16 protein-coding genes and 4 pseudogenes are annotated in these 17,231 nt (G+C 68.2%); 13 read left to right on the forward strand and 7 right to left on the reverse strand.

Going from position 1 to position 17,231, the window contains the following annotated elements:
* The first annotated feature begins 98 nt into the window (after positions 1–98).
* The 7 genes and pseudogenes from ACWCP0_RS37380 to ACWCP0_RS37410 all read left to right on the forward strand — a co-directional run.
* A complete protein-coding gene (locus ACWCP0_RS37380; protein ID WP_451083205.1) occupies positions 99–299 on the forward strand; it encodes a hypothetical protein in 201 nt (66 codons plus the stop codon).
* A 459-nt stretch (positions 300–758) separates the two neighbouring features.
* Complete coding sequence (locus ACWCP0_RS37385) at positions 759–1,466, forward strand: hypothetical protein (protein WP_451083206.1); 708 nt, start codon at positions 759–761, stop codon at positions 1,464–1,466.
* Positions 1,467–1,862: 396 nt separating this feature from the next.
* The gene (locus tag ACWCP0_RS37390) at positions 1,863–2,474 is read left to right on the forward strand and encodes a DUF1269 domain-containing protein (RefSeq protein WP_451083207.1); all 612 of its coding nucleotides are present in this window, start codon (positions 1,863–1,865) and stop codon (positions 2,472–2,474) included.
* Between the two features lie 449 nt (positions 2,475–2,923).
* Positions 2,924–3,799 (forward strand): fumarylacetoacetate hydrolase family protein, encoded by an 876-nt coding sequence (locus ACWCP0_RS37395; RefSeq protein ID WP_451083208.1) that lies wholly within the window; start codon positions 2,924–2,926, stop codon positions 3,797–3,799.
* A gap of 51 nt (positions 3,800–3,850) precedes the next feature.
* A complete protein-coding gene (locus tag ACWCP0_RS37400) occupies positions 3,851–4,771 on the forward strand; it encodes a VOC family protein (RefSeq protein ID WP_451083209.1) in 921 nt (306 codons plus the stop codon).
* Between the two features lie 63 nt (positions 4,772–4,834).
* A pseudogene (locus ACWCP0_RS37405) lies at positions 4,835–4,939 on the forward strand (hypothetical protein); the annotation flags it as partial.
* Between the two features lie 12 nt (positions 4,940–4,951).
* Positions 4,952–5,158, forward strand: a pseudogene (locus tag ACWCP0_RS37410) (hypothetical protein); the annotation flags it as partial.
* A gap of 235 nt (positions 5,159–5,393) precedes the next feature.
* Here the strand turns inward: ACWCP0_RS37410 and ACWCP0_RS37415 are convergent.
* On the reverse strand, positions 5,394–5,897 hold the full coding sequence (locus ACWCP0_RS37415) for a molybdenum cofactor biosysynthesis protein (protein ID WP_451083245.1): 504 nt from the start codon (positions 5,895–5,897) through the stop codon (positions 5,394–5,396).
* Between the two features lie 279 nt (positions 5,898–6,176).
* Positions 6,177–6,269 (reverse strand): annotated as a pseudogene (locus ACWCP0_RS37420) (transposase); the annotation flags it as partial.
* Between the two features lie 1,036 nt (positions 6,270–7,305).
* On the opposite strand from ACWCP0_RS37420, the gene msrA reads away from it, so the two are divergent.
* Both msrA and msrB read left to right on the forward strand, forming a co-directional pair.
* Positions 7,306–7,812, forward strand: coding sequence for a peptide-methionine (S)-S-oxide reductase MsrA (gene msrA / locus ACWCP0_RS37425; RefSeq protein WP_451083210.1), 507 nt, complete (start codon positions 7,306–7,308; stop codon positions 7,810–7,812).
* A gap of 397 nt (positions 7,813–8,209) precedes the next feature.
* On the forward strand, positions 8,210–8,608 hold the full coding sequence (msrB, locus tag ACWCP0_RS37430; protein WP_385425908.1) for a peptide-methionine (R)-S-oxide reductase MsrB: 399 nt from the start codon (positions 8,210–8,212) through the stop codon (positions 8,606–8,608).
* An 895-nt stretch (positions 8,609–9,503) separates the two neighbouring features.
* On the opposite strand, the gene ACWCP0_RS37435 is transcribed toward msrB, so the two are convergent.
* Positions 9,504–9,626, reverse strand: a complete 123-nt coding sequence (locus ACWCP0_RS37435) for a hypothetical protein (RefSeq protein ID WP_451083211.1) — start codon at positions 9,624–9,626, stop codon at positions 9,504–9,506.
* A 451-nt stretch (positions 9,627–10,077) separates the two neighbouring features.
* Complete coding sequence (locus tag ACWCP0_RS37440) at positions 10,078–10,539, reverse strand: carboxymuconolactone decarboxylase family protein (protein WP_451083212.1); 462 nt, start codon at positions 10,537–10,539, stop codon at positions 10,078–10,080.
* A 488-nt stretch (positions 10,540–11,027) separates the two neighbouring features.
* On the opposite strand from ACWCP0_RS37440, the gene ACWCP0_RS37445 reads away from it, so the two are divergent.
* Entirely contained in the window at positions 11,028–11,225 is a 198-nt protein-coding gene (locus ACWCP0_RS37445) for a hypothetical protein (RefSeq protein WP_451083248.1), read from the forward strand.
* Here the strand turns inward: ACWCP0_RS37445 and ACWCP0_RS37450 are convergent.
* Positions 11,220–11,571: pseudogene (locus tag ACWCP0_RS37450) on the reverse strand (integrase core domain-containing protein); the annotation flags it as partial. The gene ACWCP0_RS37445 and the pseudogene ACWCP0_RS37450 overlap by 6 nt on opposite strands.
* Positions 11,572–11,883: 312 nt before the next feature.
* Here ACWCP0_RS37450 and ACWCP0_RS37455 point away from each other — a divergent pair.
* Positions 11,884–12,843 (forward strand): 5'-nucleotidase, encoded by a 960-nt coding sequence (locus ACWCP0_RS37455; RefSeq protein ID WP_451083213.1) that lies wholly within the window; start codon positions 11,884–11,886, stop codon positions 12,841–12,843.
* 246 nt (positions 12,844–13,089) lie between these two features.
* Here the strand turns inward: ACWCP0_RS37455 and ACWCP0_RS37460 are convergent, their stop codons facing one another.
* Positions 13,090–14,430: a tetratricopeptide repeat protein gene (locus ACWCP0_RS37460; RefSeq protein ID WP_451083214.1), complete on the reverse strand. Its 1,341-nt coding sequence runs from the start codon at positions 14,428–14,430 to the stop codon at positions 13,090–13,092.
* 174 nt (positions 14,431–14,604) lie between these two features.
* Here ACWCP0_RS37460 and ACWCP0_RS37465 point away from each other — a divergent pair, with 174 nt between their 5' ends.
* Complete coding sequence (locus tag ACWCP0_RS37465) at positions 14,605–15,057, forward strand: hypothetical protein (protein WP_451083215.1); 453 nt, start codon at positions 14,605–14,607, stop codon at positions 15,055–15,057.
* Positions 15,058–15,279: 222 nt separating this feature from the next.
* Here the strand turns inward: ACWCP0_RS37465 and ACWCP0_RS37470 are convergent, their stop codons facing one another.
* A complete protein-coding gene (locus ACWCP0_RS37470) occupies positions 15,280–16,428 on the reverse strand; it encodes a serine hydrolase domain-containing protein (protein WP_451083216.1) in 1,149 nt (382 codons plus the stop codon).
* A 287-nt stretch (positions 16,429–16,715) separates the two neighbouring features.
* Here ACWCP0_RS37470 and ACWCP0_RS37475 point away from each other — a divergent pair, with 287 nt between their 5' ends.
* Positions 16,716–17,171: a pyridoxamine 5'-phosphate oxidase family protein gene (locus ACWCP0_RS37475; RefSeq protein WP_451083217.1), complete on the forward strand. Its 456-nt coding sequence runs from the start codon at positions 16,716–16,718 to the stop codon at positions 17,169–17,171.
* Positions 17,172–17,231 lie beyond the last annotated feature (60 nt).

The raw sequence follows: 17,231 nt of genomic DNA on the forward strand, positions 1-17,231 counted from the left end.
CGAGCAGAAGCCGTCCGTGACGGCATCCTGCCCGCTACACTCCCACCGCTCGACGCTTCCCCAGGTCAAGCCACGAAGTACTGCTGGAGTACTAGAAGGTGACCGACTCGGCCCAGGTCGTCGCCGACCTGCGTGGCCTGGGCCGGCAGATTCCCGACCTGCTGCTGGACGCAGACCCGGAAACTCCCGTCCCCGTGACGGTGCCGGCCCTCACCGCCGAATCCGACCACCCCTTGCCCTTCGGCACACAGATGCACTCCCGCGTATCGGGCTGGACCACGCGCACGCTGGGCTCTTGACTTTCGACGTTTCCGTTGATCATCGTGGGGATCGCTCAGGCGGGTGATGTGGCGTCATCAGGGCACGTGGGGGTGGGACAGCAGAGAAGCATCGGCGGTGCTTGCGTCTCCTCCGGGCACCAGGATTGAAAACCGACGGCCCCGCTGGCGAGGGACGTTCGCATATGGCCACCGACGAGCATGACCGCTGTGACCCGTACATCCTTCCCAAACCGCGTGCTGGTACGGCCTTGCTCAAAGCCTGGACGCAGGAGATCCAGACTTTCCTGCAGGAACGGAGGCCGTGGCGCCCAGGGAGGCCGAGCCCGGGCACATCGACTTGGACGCTTTGCTGGCGCACTTCCTCGCCGAAGGATGAAGGCGGCCCAGCTGCCACTCGTCGAGAAGCTGGATCGCTCAAGGGCCCCTCGTCACCGAGTCCTGTTAGCGTGCCCACCCTGAGGCTGGCACACTGAATTTGTGCTTCCGCTGATGGCCGCTGCTGATCAGAATGCGTCCTCATCGCTTTCTGCTGCCAGCGTTGTGTCGGTCAGTGCATTGGTCTTCACCGTCGCCTCATTCTGGTGGCTCAACGCCAGACAGGGGCGCCTGGAGACGTGGGAGCCTCATTCCTTTGCGGCGATTTGCCACGGATCCATGGTTCGCCTGCGGCTTCCGCTCGTCCTTCACAACACCGGTGCCAAGCCGATAGTCGTGCAGGATCTCATGCTGAGCTTCCCCGATGAGCCCACCTCTCATCTGCCACTCCTGTGGACGTCTTCACCATCCCGTCTCCAACCCGGGCCGGATGAGGAACCCAAGCTGCCGGCCGGATTCGTCGTGGCCGGCAGAGAAGCGCAACAACTCTTCATCGAGTTCGAGGCACCGTTTTCTGGGTTTGTTCCGGAGGCCCGTGACTACAAGGTCCGAATCCAAGTGAGGGTTGGGCACCGCAAGGGTTGGCGCTCGCTTCTGACGTTCACCTTGAGGACCACCAACATCATTCATCCCGACCGGTACACCGTCTACAACAACGCACCTCTCGAACTGACGAAGGAAGACCAGAAAAAGGCAGACGCTGCGCTCCTGGAGCTGTTGGAGGGGCAGGAGAAGGGCCCTTCCGCCAAGGGCGAGACCAAGCGGCGAGACTCTTCGAACGACGAGGGCAACACCGGCACGAATCTCTAGAGCGGGAAGACGGTCCCGGGCTTCGCCGTGGCGATGTGTCGGCGCCCCGCCCGCTGCCGTCGGAGCCGGTCAGACTGCGGCCGCGAAGGAGATGCTGCGGCCGGTGGCGGTAGACCGTGGCCCGGCCGTCACCGGAGCGTTCGGCGAGCGCGGCGTGGGTGACCGCCCCAGGCCCGCGCCAAGGAGCTCTGCTGCGGCCGCCCCGCTGCGACGGGGGCCCACTTTGGCCTGCTCAGCCGACGCCTGCTTCCTTGCCTTGGCGGCGGCGCGGGGCCGCCGACGACGTCACCCGACATCTATGAGACGACTTGACTCACAGAACATCTCCGATACATAATGTCTCACAGACGGGAGCTCCCGCCGATTACAGGACCTATGAGCAGTTGAGGAGTGGCAATGGACAGGACCGACAACATCGTCGTCTTCCGCTTCACCGAACAGGCCTCCGCCTACCAGGCGCTCAGTGAGCTGCAGCGGCTGGGCGGCCCGACCGTGGAGGTCCGTAGCGCGATGCTCGTCGAGCGCCAGGAGGACGGGACGGTGCGGATTCCGGAGGGCGTGGACGCCAGGGCGGGAGAGGGCACGCTGGTCGGCGGGCTGGTCGGTTCGGTGGTGGGCCTGCTGGGTGGACCGCTTGGCGTGGTGCTGGGCTGGGGCACCGGCGCCCTGGTGGGCGGCGGCGCCGACTGGCGGCGGGCGACGGAGGGTTCCGGCCTGGTGGCCCTGGTGGCCGACGAGGTCAGCGCGGGCAGCACGGTGCTGGTTGCTGAGGTCGCCGAGCGCGACACGGCAGCGATCGACGTGTTCGCCATGCGATTCGGTGCGGTGCTTGAGCGCAGGCCGGCCGAGCGGGTGCGAGCCGAGGTCAAGGCGGTCCGCGAGGCGGAGTCGGCGGCGGAACGCGAGGCCGCCAAGGCGCGCAGGGCGCAGAAGAAGGCCCAGCTGGAAGCCACGATGGAGGCGCGCGGGAAGGCGCTCAAGCAGCGGCTCCAACGCCCCGCCGCCTGACGCGCTCACACGTCATCACAGGCAGGGCCCAGGTCGCGGCCCCGGGCCCTGTTGCTGTTCGGATGATTGCCGCGTTGCGACACCAGTCGGTGTCTGGCCGGCGCCCCCGTACCGATGTGGCCCCGGTTGCATCCCCCGTCCAGGAGGCAGAGGGCCGGACCGTGGCGTATGCCGGCCGCTGGGAGCGCGAGGGCCCTGTCCTGCACCTTGTCCAGCCCAGTCACTACACACCGTGGGTGGGGACGACCTTGGTGCGCGATGTCCGGCTCAATCCGGGACGGCTGACAGCTTCCGGGCCGCGGGAATCGCGGTTGCGCCTGTCCTGGCGCCGGGCCGAACCCTGACTTCGCGGGACCTCGGCCGGCCACACGCCCCGCAACCCCGAGCAGTGCGAGAACGGCTGCCCGGCTGATCACCCTTTTCATCTTTTCTCATGGAGGTGTTGTGCAGTGCGCACAGCCAATCTCAACGGCCGTCTGGTGCTCGTCCTCGACGACGGTGTGGTGGACGTCGAGAAAGCCAGTGACGGGCTGTTCTCCTCGGACCCGCAGGCAGTCTTCGACCGCTGGGCCGAGTTCCGCGACTGGGCCCGGTCCGCGGCCGCGACCGGCCACCCGCGGACGCCTTTGGAGGAGCGGCAGATGGGCGCGCCGGTTCCGCGCCCACGGCAGGTCTTCGCCGTCGCCTTGAACTACGCCGACCACGTGACGGAATCGGCGACCGCCGTACCGGAGCGTCCCGCTGTCTTCACCAAGTACCCCACGTCCCTGACCGGGCCCTACGACACGATTGCGCTGCCGAGTGACCTGGTGGACTGGGAGGTCGAACTGGTAGCGGTGATCGGTCGCGAGGCGTACCGGGTCGCCGCACAGGACGCGGGGCAGTACGTGGCCGGTCTCACGCTCGGCCAGGACCTCTCGGAGCGCGGCGTCCAGTTGCAGGGGCCGGCACCCCAGTTCTCGCTGGGAAAGTCGTTCCCCGGCTTCAGCCCGACCGGGCCGGTGCTGGTCACCCCGGACGAGTTCGACGCCCCCGACGACCTCGCGCTCGGCTGCGCGGTGGACCGCGAGACCATGCAGGACTCGCGCACCTCCCAGATGATCTTCTCGGTGTCCCAGCAGATCGCCTGGATTTCCGCGATCTGCCCGCTGCAGCCCGGCGACCTGGTCTTCACCGGCACACCGGCCGGCGTGGGCGGAGCCCGGAATCCGCGCCGCTTCCTGGCCCCCGGCGAGGAACTGCGCAGCTGGATCGAAGGCATCGGTGAGCTGCGCAATCCCCTGATTGCCGGCCCCAGCTACCCCGAAGGCCCGCAGAGCGCCTGACGCGCGCCCTGAGTACATCACCGCACACTGAAGCCTTTTGAGGAGACTGCCATGGCCCTGCACCGCGTGGCACACATCACGATCGGCGTTCCCAACGCGGCCGCCACCTCCGCCTACTACTCAGATTTCGGGCTGACGGACCTCGGCGACGGCCGTTTCGCCACTGCCGACGGCGGCGAACAGCTCAAGATCGTTCACGCGGCACGACGCCGCCTGGAGGAGCTCACCCTGAGCGCCGACGACCCCGACGACCTGAGCCGGATCGCCTCCGCACTGAACCGGCTGGAGAAGCCATTCGTCCGGGACGCCCACCGCCTGCGCGCGGTCGACCCGGGCACCGAGGTGACAGTGACCGTCGAGGTGCAGCCGCGCATCGTGCAAGCCCCGGCCGACCCGGTGCCGTACAACGGCCCCGGGCGGGTCGAGCGTGCAGGCGTGCGTGCTCCCGGCGTGCTGCGTGAGGGGCCGGTGCGCGTCCGCCGCCTGGGACACGTCGTCCTGGGCTCCACCGACCAGGAGGCTTCCCAGCGCTTCTTCACCGAAGGGCTCGGCTTCAAGGTCAGCGACCTGGTACCGGGCGCGGCGTTCCTGCGCTGCTCCACCGACCACCACAACGTCCTCGTCCAAAAGGCCCCCATCTCCTTCCTCCACCACACCTCCTGGCAGGTGGACGACGTGGACGAGGTCGGACGCGGCGCCACCCGGATGCTGGAAGGCCACCCCGAGCGCCATGTGTGGGGTCTGGGCCGCCATCACCTGGGGGCGAACTTCTTCTGGTACCTCAAGGACCCGGCCGGCAACTTCTCCGAGTACTACTCCGACATGGACTGCATTGTGGACGACCAGCTGTGGACCCCCGAGACATGGGAGGGCGCCAGCGCCCTGTACAGCTGGGGCCCGCCCGTGCCGCCGTCCTTCATCCGCCCCGACGACCTCGCCGCAATGATGACCGGCGCGCACGGCGCCAGCTGAACGAAAGGAACGGAACAGATCGGGAGCACTTCTGCACACGGCCCCGCCGCGGAGGCATACGACGTGCTGGTCGTCGGCGCCGGTCCGGTCGGGCTGACCACGGCCATCCAGCTGGGCACCCGAGGCCGGCGGGTCGGCGTCGTCGCTGGCCGCAGCCCTACCCGCTGCCGCGCGAAGTTGAGCAATCGGGCACCCAGCGACTGATATCCCCTGTTCCCGAACCCCGTCGTCGCCGAATCGCTCCTGGAACGGCTGATCAAACATCAGGTCATCATGAACGGTCCCAGCTACCGGCCGAGCAAGCGCCAGAGGAGTCTCAGCGACAAGCCCGCCAAATCCCCGATTGCTAGCCTCGCCGTTTCGCTTGGGGCGATGAGGTGTCGTTGATCGTCTGCTGTCGGGTGGGCGGGGTGGTTTCGGTGCTTCGGGCATGGCGGAGTCCCGGCGCGGTGGTCGGGTTCTCCGGGTGTCCTTCGGGTCGTGGGCGGTCAGGGGGGTTGTTGGTCAGCCGGCGGGTCGGGGCAGTGCGGCGAGGCGGTGGAAGGCCGTGGCCAGTTCGTGTTTCCAGGGGTCCAGCAGTACCCCGTCGGCGACGAGGTCGGAGTCGGCCGTGATCGGCGCCTCACCCTGGGACGGAGGGCAGCACCCTGAACTCAGCCGGCCCCAGCGTGAGCCATCCGTCCGTCAGCGGCGTACACCGCACACCGCCCTTGTCACGCAAAGCGCGGTGCGCCCCCGGACCGATGAAGGTGTCCATCCAGGCACAGGGCCTGGCGGGACGCCGCACGGACAGCAGAACAGGGCCCTCACCGGTGTCGAGTGACACGGTCGTACCCACGAGGGCGTCGATGTCGATCCCCCGGAGCAGGACGTTGCGACGCGTCAGCCGGAGATCGACTGCCGGGTTGATGTCCACGGGGAGGTTCTCCGCGGCCATGAGCGTGACAGCGGCATTGCGATGGGCCGGTCGGTTGAAGTAGCGGTCACCCACGATCCCGAGGTTCGCCCGGATCTCGGCACGCGTGACGAGTTCGCCGTCATGTGCCGGGGATGGCCCGTCGGAGGGCCGTCCCGTACACCGGTGCACGGGCGAGACCAAAAGCTGAACGACTTCCACCACTGCCATAATGCCCACCAGCTTACGCTATTCCCCTGCCGGATCGGCGATCGCGCGAGCGACACTCGGGCTCAACAGACTGGAAGTGATCACCGTTGGAAATACCTCATTGAGCTCTCGATAAACGGGTTCCTTTTTATTGATCCGAAACTCAAAGGGTTCTATTCGATCGTATAGCGGACGTGTGGGCCGTAGAAGCAGCCGCAGACGACGTGCGGCCGGCGCCGGCACCCCGGTGGAAGACCTGCGGGCTTCTGCGGCGAGTTGGGCCTGGTCGCGGGCCCGGCCACGCATGGACAGACTGCGCTTGAGATCGGCACGGACCAGTTCGTCGGGGTTGAGTTCTGGTGAGTATGACGGCAGGAAGTGCAGTTCGAGCTGGTCGGCGTGCTCAGCTCGCCCCTTGGTACTGATCGCGAACATCGCGTTGACCGAGAAGCGGTTGCCGGTGCGGCGCACGATCGGGGTACAACCCTTGGGAAATGAGTTTGCTGCTTTCGCGCACCAATGTTGAGTTTGGTTCGCTTTACGGTAACCCGGTCGGGCGAGCTGTTTAGCCGTCTCGTTGTAGCGCCATTCGGGCATGAGGCGCAGGGTACGCGTTCCGGCTGACCGCCGACTGGTCGACGGCCGAGGACGTCATGGCCGCGGCGTTTCCTCGACGGCCAGCCGCCCTGACGGGCAGCTGGCCGGTCCCGCGTTCGCGGACTCGGCAGTGCTGTCATTTCTCTTCGACATTCACGAGCCGGCTGATCGACACCTGACGCCGCAGTCGGTCGGCAATCGCTGCTCCTTGTGAACGAAGTCACATCCGGCCCTGTCCGATGGTCGCGCTCATTTGTAGGCCGCCGTCACTGCTCCTGCTCACCCTGTGTACCCGCCTGGTGCGGCGCCGTACGGTCTGAGCCGACCGATCCGACGTGGGACCGTCACCCCCTTGACAGGTGATTCCGAAGCTGCCACTATGGCGTCATCCCCCGGGTGGGTATCGCATTTCCCGCCCAGGGGATTTGCAGCGTTGAACACCTACATCGCCGTCGGCATCACCGGTGACGACCGTAAATGGCGGCCGGGGCCAGTGCGCCGAAGCCCTGGCGCTGCCGACGAAGCGTGATGGAGCCCCAAGATCAACGCTGAGCCAACCGTCGATCGCGGGCTGACGGTTACTTTCTCGCAGGGCTCCTGGACCTCGAGATCGACGGTGTCGACCAGGCCAGGGCCGCCCAGGCCACTGAGTCCCGGACTCCACGGTGACCCGCGGCAACATCGCCTAAGGCGATCCACGCGGTCGCCGTCTGATCGCGCGCGCGGGCCGGCCGGGTCGGCCGACCGCGCTGCAAGGCCCCGTTTCCGGCATGAGTCACCGGATACGGGACCTGTCCTCAATGGAAGAACTTCGAAGAAACGGACTGTGAACATGAACGAGCAGAAGGCGTGGCTGGCAGGTGGGTGCTTCTGGGGCATGCAGGAGCTGATCCGGTCCCTCCCCGGTGTGCTGAGCACCCGAGTGGGGTACAGCGGCGGTGAGATCCCCCACCCCACGTACCGCAACCACGGCAACCACGCCGAGGCGATCGAGATCGTCTTCGACGGCGACGTGACCGACTACCGAACGATCCTGGAGTACTTCTTCCAGATTCACGACCCGAGCACGAAGAACCGGCAAGGCAACGACATAGGCGCCAGCTACCGGTCCGCCATCTTCTACTTCGGCGGAGAGCAGCGGCGGGTCGCGGAGGACACCATCGCCGACGTGGACGCGTCGGGCCTGTGGCCGGGGAAGGTGGTGACCGAGGTGGTTCCCGCCGACGAGTTCTGGGACGCGGAGCCGGAGCACCAGGACTACCTGCGCCGCTACCCGAACGGCTACACCTGCCACTTTCCCCGTCCGAACTGGCGGCTGCCCAAGCGCGTGGAGTCCTGAATTCCTCTCCAGGAGCGCGCGGCGCACCGGTACGACTTCCGAGGGTGCGGCCGGACGAACCCGGCCGCACCGCGGCGTTCCCCGTCGGCTCCGTGCCCCTGCGGGTAGTCGCGCTGCCCAGGGGACGGCGTCGGGGACGCGCCGCAGGCATGCCGTCATCGGACACGCACCAGGTGTTCGGCGCGGGTGATCCGGAGCACTTGCCGGCATCAACTGCTGCGCTCGGCAGCTGTTGAGTTTCCGGCGCCGGTCACGGCGGTGAGAGACAAGTCGGCCATCAGATGATCGCGGGGATGGCGAAGCCCCGCGATCTCGTTCTTTCCCATGGCGCGGGCGACGTGATGGACCTCGGTCCGGACGTACTGGCCCGCCTGTACAGCCGAGGAGGCGCATTTTCATGACTTACGACGTCGAAAAGCCGGACGAGCAGTGGCGTGCAGAGCTGACCCCGGGCGAGTACGCAGTGCTGCGCAAGGCAGCGACCGAGCCCCCCTTCGTCGGCGAGTACACGAACACCAAGACGGTCGGCACATACTCGTGCCGGGCCTGCGGGGCCGAGCTGTTCCGTTCCGACACCAAGTTCGATTCACACTGCGGCTGGCCGTCCTTCTACGACCCCAAGGACACCGACGCGGTCGAACTCATCCCGGAAACCTCCACCAGCACCGAGGTTCGGTGCGCGCGGTGCGGATCGCATCTGGGCCACGTCTTCGAGGGTGAGGGCTTCCCGACCCCGACCGACCAGCGGTATTGCATCAACTCGATCTCGCTGCGCCTGGAGCCGGACGAAAGCTGAGCGCTCCCAGGATCGGTCCCAACCGATCATCGGTCCCGCCCCTGTCGGTCGGCCCTCGTCCCCGCTGCTCCAGCAGCGCTCGGACGCAAGGGCGGCGGCTGTGTCAGGGGCGGAGGCGTCGAACTCCTCGGCCCAGCGGCGGCCCTCGAGAAGGACATCCGCACGGTCTCGGGACCATCCCCGCGGCTGCGGAGCGACCGGTCCGGCCAGCCGTACTACAGCGCGGGGGTCCCGCAGGCGCGGGACCGACATGAGCGAGCTGGGCGTCTTCACCGAGATGAACGGACCATCCCCGCTGGCGCGGGGCCGACCAGGCGTCAGCCATGGTCACCGCAGGGAAGCGGGGACCATCCCCACAGGCACGGGGACGACCTGATGATGTACGCCTCGATCGTGTACTGCGCGGGACCGTCCCGCGGGCACGGGGCCGACCACCCTGGCGTCGCGACGCTTCTTGCGGAAGCGGAGCATCCCCGAAGGCGCGGGGAGCAGCGGCGGTGAGGTCGCCGGTGCGGGCCCGCGTTGGGACCATCCCCGCGAGCGCGGGGCCGACCCCCAACCCTGCGGGGCATTCCCATGCCCACGTGGGACCATCCCCGCGGACGCGGGACCAACCCTGCCTATGGGGACCAGGTGAACTACTGGCGGGGACCATCTCCGCGGGAGCGGGGCCGCCTGCGACGGTTGCCGGACAGGCCGCGCAGGCCGCGCGTTGCCTGAGCGGTTCGCCGGCGCCGTGGCTGACATGGATGCCCAGGCGGAGGGACGGTTCGGCGTGTAGTCGGCGGAAGCCGCAGGTGCCGCGAGAGGCGGCGTTTCGCTCTCCGGCCTGCTCGGCCCCGTCGTCCGCAAGCACGGCTGGCAGGTCGCCTGCCGTGCGCATCGAAGCCGAAGATCAGGGGATGGCGCGATGCCAACTCGTGTGGAGAGCGATCCGCTTGAGCTGCTCAATGTTCAGGGCGGGTTCGCTGCGGCCGGCGGGCAGTCGGTAGGCACCCGCGTCGACTGCCGAGATCACGACGCGCAGCGCCGTCCTGGCGGAGGGTGTCGACGGTCCATTCAACCGCCCCCTTGCCCCCACCGGGAGCAGGTCCCGTACGGATGCCGACGCGGCTGCCGTCGGGTGGAAGCGCTCGCCCGCACCGGCATGGTCCGCGTCGCCAAGGCGGCCACATCAGAACCGGGGACCGGCGCGGTGGCTGCTGCTCCGTCTCCAGTCCTCGCCAGACGGGCATCCGGAAGTGCCGCTTCGAACGCGTACCACTGGGAAGGTGGCTCGTGCCCAGGTCGGCTGCGGCCCGCGGCATCCTTGGCCGCGCCGAGGGTGGTGCCCAGCGCGGTCAGCACCAGTGTGAATCCAGTTGACTGGACGCAGCCGCTGAGCGGACGAGGACGCACCTTGGCCGCGCGACCGTGCGTTCGTGCCCAGGGGCCGCTGACGGATGCGCGCGGACAGGCCGAAGCGCGACTCAGTTGCCGCCGACCGGGTATCGGCTGGTGACCGCGACGCGGTTGAATGCGTTCATCACCGTCGCCAGCCAGGCGACCGCCGACACCTGATCCGCGGAGAGCACGGCCGCGGCCGCGTCGTAGTCGGCGTCGCTCACGTGCCCCTGCGACACACGTGTGATTGCCTCGGCCAGACGGAGGGCGGCGCGATCGGTCTCAGAGAAGAATCCGGTTTCCGCCCACGCCGGCAGCACCGCGATCCGCTCCGGATTCTCGCCCTTCCTGAGTGCGTCGCGGGTGTGCATTCTGAGGCAGTACGCACAGCCGTTGATCTGCGACATACGTATCTTCAGCAGCTCCACCAGGAGCGCGTCGAGACCTGCCGAGACGACGGTCTCTTCCACCGCCGAGGACAGGGCCAGAAGAGCCTGGTAAGTGGCCGGGTGCCGCTTGCCGATATTGACGCGCTGGTTCTCGGTCATGGATTCCTCCGGCCCGGCCGTCAGCGCAACCGAGTCCCTGTTCTCACGGCTCAGGGATCTTGAGCTCGTCTCCCGTGTTCAAGATGAAGATGACCAGCAGCTACGCCGGTTTCGTCTCGCCGCGAGGCCCGCGGCCAGAAAGCCACAAGAGAAACGTTTTCCGATCATCACTCTCCCGCGTGCGCGCTCGTATCGCGCACGGCGACATCCAGCAGCCGGTCCAGCCCCGCCCGGCCGTCGGACCCGGCGGCGTGGGGGAGGGGGAGCCGTACGGCGGTGCGGCGCCGTCGTCCCGTACACCACACACAGCACAACCGTACGACTGGACCGGCGTGCCCGCGCGGGAGTACTCGCTCGTCGGTCCGGCTCCTCGCCCGCCGTGCCGGTGTGGCTGCCGAGGCGTGGTGGGCGGACCGCGCATCACGCCGGGGTGATGGGCATGCCGCCCTCGGTAAGGACATCGAGGACCACGGCGAACAGATGGCGGGGTGGGCCCGTCCGTCACCGTCCACGGTCACGTCGGGACCGGCGAGATCGCCCAGCGTTTTGACGACAGCGTCGACGTACGGGCAGTGCCGGTGGGTCAGATCGTTCACGATCTGGACAACGAGCAGTCCAGCGCGGCGGTACAGGAAAGCCCTGAGGTTGATCCTCGGGAGTGGACACCGGGTTTCATGCGGCAGTGACAGCGAAGTTGATGTGATCAGCCGCTGTTCGACCTCGATTGGTGTGAGGTAGCCGAGAGCGGAGTGCGCCGGCGCCGGTTGTAGTAGGCGAGCCGACCGAACAGCTCGAGCCGTGTCTGTGCCTTCGAGGTCCAGCGCCGTCCGTGGAGCAACTCCCGCTTGAGCTCGAGTCCCTGAAAGAGGAAATCGGCCAGGGCAATGTCGTAGCTCGAGCCGACGCGCCCCATGCTCCGGCGGGTGCCGTGACGGCCATCTCGATCGCGTCGGTGACCAGGGACGTGCGCATGTGGCCGGCGAGAGACCAGCCGATCACGCGGCGCGAGCAGATGTCGATGACCGTGGCCAGACGCGAAGCCACCCCTGTCCATACCGCGGCGCCATGTCGGCGAGGGCAACGGGTCACGGTCAGTACTGCCGCAGCGCAGACGCTCCTTGAGCGGACCGAAATCGACCTGCTCCGCCCACTCGGCCGACAAGACGAACGGACCTCCGATCGGGTCGGTCAGCCGCCATCCGTCGCGCCCGCGGGCGAGACGTTCACGGACGCCTACTGGAAGAGCACCGCACGCAGAAACCCACACGAAGGCGAGAGGGGACCAGCAGACTGGCCGGTGCGATGATGGCGACGAACGCGAAACGGCTGATCAAAGGGGTCACTGTGGCCGTCTACGAGCTGGCGGACCGGCTTGTCATCGGAATCGCCTCCAGCGCTCTTTTCGACCTGACCGAGTCGGACACCGTGTTCCGGGAGCAGGGCGAAGAGAGCTACCGCTCCTACCAGGAAGAGCATCTGGACGAAACACTCCGTCCCGGGGTCGCGTTTCCGTTCATCCGTCGGCTGCTGTCGCTGAACGACCTGGGCAAGGAGGACGACCCGCTGGTCGAGGTCATCGTTTTGTCCCGCAACGACCCCGACACCGGACTTCGCGTCATGAGATCCATAAAGGCCCACGGTCTGTCGATAAGCCGGGCCATCTTCATGCAGGGCCGGTCGCCCCACAAATTCATGCCGGCACTCAACATGTCGCTGTTCCTGTCGGCGAACGAGCGTGATGTTCGCGAGGCTGTCCTGGCGGGATTGCCCGCAGGTCACGTCCTGGGCGCGCCGCGCGAGGACGACACTGAGGATCGCGACCTGCGGATCTCCTTCGACTTCGACGGGGTCCTGGCCACCGACGCATCGGAGCAGGTGTATCAGACAGGCGGGATAGAGGAATTCCGCACCCACGAGGTGATGAACGCCGCTGTCCCGCACGATGCGGGACCGTTGAAGGAATTTCTGGCCAACATCAACCGAATCCAGCGGCGCGAGGGGAAGGAACGCCGGAAGAACGCCGACTACCGGATCCGACTCCATGTTTCCCTCGTCACTGCGCGCGCCGCCCCCGCGCACGAGCGGGCAGTGATGAGCCTGAAGCAGTGGGGGGTGACGGTCAACGACGCGTTCTTCCTCGGCGGGATCAACAAGGGCGAGATCATGAAGATCCTCAAGCCGCACATCTTCTTCGACGACCAGCAAGGTCACCTGGCGAGCACCTCGCAGACGACACCGAGCGTGCACGTGCCCTTCGGAAAGCTCAACGAACAGGCCGGCTCAGAAGACCAGCCCGAATCCTGACCGCTGGCAACGGCACGCCGTACGCGTCGAGCCTGGAGTCGTCCATCCCCGCCCCGCCGACGCCACCGCCGCCCGCTTCCTGCGACTGGCGGCCTCACCAGCCCCCGCGAGGCGCATGCCCCGACGTCGTCGGCCTCCCCTTGCCGACGGAGCCGGGTTACTGGAGCCACACGTGGCGGGTGATCTCTTGGCGCACCCGCCGTCGTAGCTGACCTTCTGTGGCTGAGCTTGAAGGTGCGACGGGGATCAGGCGACCAGCGACGGTGGCGCGATCGTCCGTGCTCGGTCGTAAAGGTCGAGCGCCGCCGCGTTTTTCAGATGAGGGCGCAAGAGACCAAACATCGCCTTCACACGCTCGTCGGCGCGGCCGGACTGCACCTTGGGGTAGTCGTCGAGGGCCTGGTGCCAGGTGGCGCAGGCCGCTTCCAGGTGGCCGAGTTCCAGCTGCCGCTCTGCCAACAGGCCACGACGGTGTACTCGTGTGCGCTGGTACTCGCTGGGGCGGAGCCGGTCCGCTTGTTGCATGGCTTCGACGGCTCCGGCCTTGTCCCCGAGTTCGTAACGTACCTGGCTGACGTGGTAGTTGAGCGAAGAAGGGTCGTACGAGCCGAACGCCTTGCCGCGTGACTCAGCACGGTCCATGGCCGCCTCGGCCTCCCGGATGTAGCGCAGTGCGCCCGTACGGTCGCCGGTCTGCGCGGCGGCGTGCGCCTGCTGGCCGACGAGGAAGGCCAGCATCCGGGGGCCGGCCTTCGGGGAGGCGGCGGCTGCGGCGTCGGCCAGCTCCATGGCCTTCGCCCCGTGGCGGAGGTCGACTGCCTGGACACTCATACCCCGCAGGGTGGTGCAGTACGTCAGGTGGTCCTCAGCCGCGCCCGCCAGCTCCAGAGCCTTGACGTAGTAGCGCTGCGCGAGACCGTGCAGCCCTTCGTCCACGGCCATGTAACCGGTCAGGTAGAGCAGGTCCGAGGCGGCGGACAGCATCGCTTTGCGTACGTCCTCGGGCGCGTCGGCGCGCAGGTAGGCGGCCACCGTGTTGACCATGAACGAGGCCGCCATGGGGCGTGCGTGACGGCCCCCGAACTCGTCGTCCAGTTCCGAGACACGCTCGGTCATGGCGATGACCATGTCCACTTCGCTCATGCCGATGCGTGTCGTGCGGCCGGACTGGACGGCATCGGCACGCCCGACCACATCAGGCCAGCCGGGAATGCTGACGGCCACGGAGAACAGGCCGACACCCAGGACGCTGCGACGGGACGGGTCCATATCCAGCCTCCCCAGGTCGATCACCCCTTCCACGGTATCCGCAGCCGCCGAGGAGCGATCGCGTGGAAGGGGCAACCCCGCTTCGGCATGGGTGACGGGGCGGCCGAGGCGGCGGGAGAGGACTTCGAGGATGCACGTACGCACCGCACCGCGGGGGACGGTGCCGCCGAGCCAGTGGCTCACCGCCGACTCGTCGTAACGCAGAGGGATTCCGGTCTCCGTGCCGACGCGGTTCACCGCCCGCGCGAACTGGCGGTGAGTCCACCGGCTTTCGGCGAGCAGGCGCCCGAGCGCCACGTTCGGGTCACGCTGGGCCATGCCCAAACTCCCCGTGCCCTTGCGAACTTTCAAGGCTTTCAAGTCCTGGTGCTGCGGCAACCGTACCGCTGTGCGTGGTCGTGCGGTTGCGTAGAGGCAGCAGGTCGGTGCTGCCGGGCGTCCGCCCTCCGCGGGGCAGGCAACCCGGAGCGCCCCGGCGGCGTCCTTCCGGACGTGATCGACGACCTCAACCCGACCGCATACGACACCCCGGACGACTCGGAAGAAGTCAGGCCCGGCCCGCTCTGGCGCCATGCCGTGTGGGTAGTGGCTGTCACCGCTCTCGGTGTCGGACTCGGCGCGACGACCGGCCTGTTCCGCATCGGTCCCGAGGAGTACGGTCTGCCCAGCGCCGCCCCCGGCCCTCTCCTGCCCTATCTGGCCGCCTGGACCGTGGTCGGTCTCGCCGCGGCCGCCGTGCTGCGGGCCGCCGCCGCCAGAGTGCCGGTCCACGCACCGGAGACGATCGCCTCCGGCGTCACCTGGCTCGGAACCCGGCTGTCGCTTGGCTGGCGCCCCGAGTGGCCCATGCTGGCCCTGATGGCGGCCGTCGCGCTGGCGGCGGCTGCAGGGTGGAGCCTCATGGCGCTGCGCCCCGGCTCCGGCGCCAAGAGCGCCCGACCGTAGGCGATTGCGAGGCACCGTGTACGGACGACGACACGCCATCGGGCCGATCCTCGCCACTCTCGACCGAGACCCCGGCGACCGAAGCACCGGCTGCTTGCCGAGCACGTCGTCGACGCGCTCAACGCCCCCTTCGGTGCCGCATCGTAGGACCGGCGGCAAGCTACCGTCAGGCAGAAGCTCGGCCGACTGCGGCCCCTCGCCGGCCAGGCACCACGCCTCGCCTCACGCCCCCGCCGCGTACCCCCAGAAGTCCCGCATCAGCGCCGGGAAGCTCGGGCCCGCCATCTCCAGTTGGCTGAGGACGATCGTGAGCGTGTTCGTCGACGGTGTGAGGTACGCGGCCGTGCCGGTGCTGCCGACCCAGCCGTAGCGGCCCGGGACGTTCCAGGGCTCGATGGGTTCGACGTCGACCGAGCCGCCGAAGCCCCAGCCCATCCCCTCCAGGAACACGCCGCTCGCCTTGCGCTGGGGTGGGGTCAGGTGGTCGATTGTCATCTGGCGTACGGACTCGGGGGTGAGCAGGCGGCGGCCGGCCGCGGTCCCGCCGGCGAGCAGCATCCCGTAGAAGGCGAAGCAGTCGTCGACGGTGGAGACCAGGCCGCCGGCGCCGGACGGGAAGGCGGGGGGCTCGCTCCACTGGCCGTCGGGGGCGTCGACGAGTTCGAGGCCGCCTGCCGGATCGGTCCGGTAGTAACTGGTGAACCGGTCGAGCTTGTCGGCCGGTACGGCGAATGCGGTGTCGGCCATGCCGAGCGGCTCGAAGATCCGTTCCGCGAGGAACTCGGGCAGCGGACGGCCGGAGACCCTGGCGATCAGCACACCCTGGATGTCGGATGTGGTGTTGTACAGCCAGGCATCGCCCGGCTGGCGTAGCAGCGGGATGCGGGAGAGCCGTGCCATCCACTCGTCGGGCGGCGGCACGAGCCGGGGCTGCGGAGGCCCCTGTTTCAGCTCGCCGAACAGCGGTGCGACGGCCGGGAGCGAGAAGTCGGAGGGGAAGCCGTACCCGGCGCGGGAGGTGAGCAGATCCAGCACGGTGATGGGCCGTGCCGCCGGGACCACGTCGTCGACGGGGCCGGTCGGCGTACGGACGACGCTCGGTGAGGCGAGCTCCGGTAGCCACTGCCCGACCGGATCGTCCGGTGCGATCCGGCCGTCGTCGATCAGCATCATGACCGCTGCGGCGGTGATCGGCTTGGTGACCGAGGCGATGCGGAAGATCGAATCCCTGGCCATCGGCGCACTGCCTTCGGTGTCGACCGAGCCGACGGCCTGGACCTCGATCCCGTCGCGGTGGGCCACCAGACCCACCGCTCCCGGCAGCGATCCGCTGCTGACGTGCTTCTCGAGGATGTCGTGCAGGTGGGTCACTGGTGGACCCTCCTTTCTGCGGGCCCTGAGAGGCTCGTGGTTATATGCCGGTGAGAGCCGGGGTGACGGCCTGGGGTGGTCGCTCTGCGAGAGCCCCGATGACGCTGCCGCCCCCGGCTCTTGTCATCGGTCCGCCTCTCGCGCGTGTGCTCGAAACCCAGACTCCCGCCGCAGCCGCGAATCATCGGGCAGAATCCGTCGGATCCGCCCGATCGGCCGACTGCCGGTCACGGGAGACTTCACCCAGGGCCGCTCGCCTTGGCCCCGAGTCCGATGGGAGCAGACACGTGACACTCGACGCACCGCGTACCTTCGACCAACGCCGCAAGGACACGCTCGCACGGTTCGAGACCGATGTGGACGTCTGGGTGTCGACGGCGGACGGAACGGGCGTGCCATGTCTCGTGCCGCTGTCGTTCCTCTGGGACGGCGAGACCTTCCTCCTCTCCACCGCACGTGGCAACCCCACCGCCCGCAACCTGGACGCCAACGGGCGAGCCCGGCTGGCCTTCGGGGCCACACGGGACGTCGTGGTCGTGGAAGGCACCTCCACCACGGTCGAGGTCGCGGATCTCGGTGATGGGGAAGGGGACGCGTTCGCTGCCAAGACCGGCTTCGAGCCGCGCGACATCCGGGCGCCCTACCCGTACTTCCGGGTTACGCCCGTCTGGATCCAGGCCTGGCGCGAGGTCAACGAGATCGCCGGGCGCGATCTCATGAATGACGGCCGCTGGCTGGGATGAGGTCTCGAGAGCCGTGTTGGACGGTCCTGTGCGACCGGCCGGGAATGACGCCACCAGCGG

The sequence above is a fragment of the Streptomyces sp. NPDC001970 genome (genome assembly GCF_053594115.1).

Bases quoted from the DNA above. Each gene is read 5' to 3' on its own strand.
- ACWCP0_RS37400 (WP_451083209.1), top strand. From the start codon at position 3,851: ATGGCCCTGCACCGCGTGGCACACATCACGATCGGCGTTCCCAACGCG.
- ACWCP0_RS37440 (WP_451083212.1), bottom strand. From the start codon at position 10,539: ATGACCGAGAACCAGCGCGTCAATATCGGCAAGCGGCACCCGGCCACT.
- ACWCP0_RS37415 (WP_451083245.1), bottom strand. From the start codon at position 5,897: ATGGCAGTGGTGGAAGTCGTTCAGCTTTTGGTCTCGCCCGTGCACCGG.
- msrB (WP_385425908.1), top strand. From the start codon at position 8,210: ATGACTTACGACGTCGAAAAGCCGGACGAGCAGTGGCGTGCAGAGCTG.
- ACWCP0_RS37460 (WP_451083214.1), bottom strand. From the start codon at position 14,430: ATGGCCCAGCGTGACCCGAACGTGGCGCTCGGGCGCCTGCTCGCCGAA.
- ACWCP0_RS37390 (WP_451083207.1), top strand. From the start codon at position 1,863: ATGGACAGGACCGACAACATCGTCGTCTTCCGCTTCACCGAACAGGCC.
- msrA (WP_451083210.1), top strand. From the start codon at position 7,306: ATGAACGAGCAGAAGGCGTGGCTGGCAGGTGGGTGCTTCTGGGGCATG.